This is a genomic window from uncultured Jannaschia sp. (assembly GCF_947494025.1).
Taxonomy (GTDB): Bacteria; Pseudomonadota; Alphaproteobacteria; order Rhodobacterales; family Rhodobacteraceae; genus Jannaschia.
This window is the reverse complement of sequence record NZ_CANLTQ010000130.1, coordinates 1-625: the sequence shown is the minus strand read 5'-3', so window position 1 is coordinate 625 and position 625 is coordinate 1. Positions and strand designations below refer to the sequence as shown.

The window sequence follows — 625 nt, the reverse complement described above, 5'->3', positions numbered from 1 at the left end:
TTTAACTTCGGAAGACAATTGACCTTCCAGCCGGTGGAACCCCTATCTGGTTGCTCAAGACGGAGCGAGAGGTGTCGCGATCATGAACATCGGAGAGGTGGCCGAACGCAGCGGGGTTCCCTCGAAGACCATCCGCTACTACGAGGAGATCGGTCTCGTCCGGCCCCTGCGAAGCGGGAATGGCTACCGCGATTTCGCGGCGGAGGAGCTGCACAGGCTGGCCTTCCTCGGACGCGCCCGGTCGCTCGGCTTCAGCCTCGAGGAGTGCCGGACGCTCCTGTCGCTCTACGGCGACCACGAGCGCTCCAGTTCCGACGTGAAGGCGATCACGCGCAGTCACCTAGCCCGGATCGACCGGAAGGTGTCGGAGCTGCAGGCGCTCAGCCGGACCTTGCGGGATCTGGTGGCCCGGTGTCATGGCGATGATCGTCCCGACTGTCCGATCATGGAAGATCTCGCCCATGCGGGAACCCGCGGATGCCCGGCTTCGCTCACGGCATCGTGCACAGACTGACTTGGGAACGCCGTCGGACGGCGTATAATTGAACACCATGCGACTGATCGCCAGCCTCATTCTTGCCACCGTCCTCGCCGCGTTCGCGGCAAGCTCGGTCGTGCATGCGGC

General features: G+C 64.0%; 1 protein-coding gene. It reads left to right on the top strand.

What is annotated here, in order from left to right:
- The first annotated feature begins 82 nt into the window (after positions 1 to 82).
- Positions 83 to 514 (top strand): Cu(I)-responsive transcriptional regulator, encoded by a 432-nt coding sequence (cueR, locus tag Q1B08_RS21635; RefSeq protein ID WP_055683878.1) that lies wholly within the window; start codon positions 83 to 85, stop codon positions 512 to 514.
- Positions 515 to 625: the final 111 nt, after the last annotated feature.

What these genes read in the sequence shown, in the direction of transcription:
- cueR (WP_055683878.1), top strand. Translation starts at nt 83, where the DNA reads ATGAACATCGGAGAGGTGGCCGAACGCAGCGGGGTTCCCTCGAAGACC.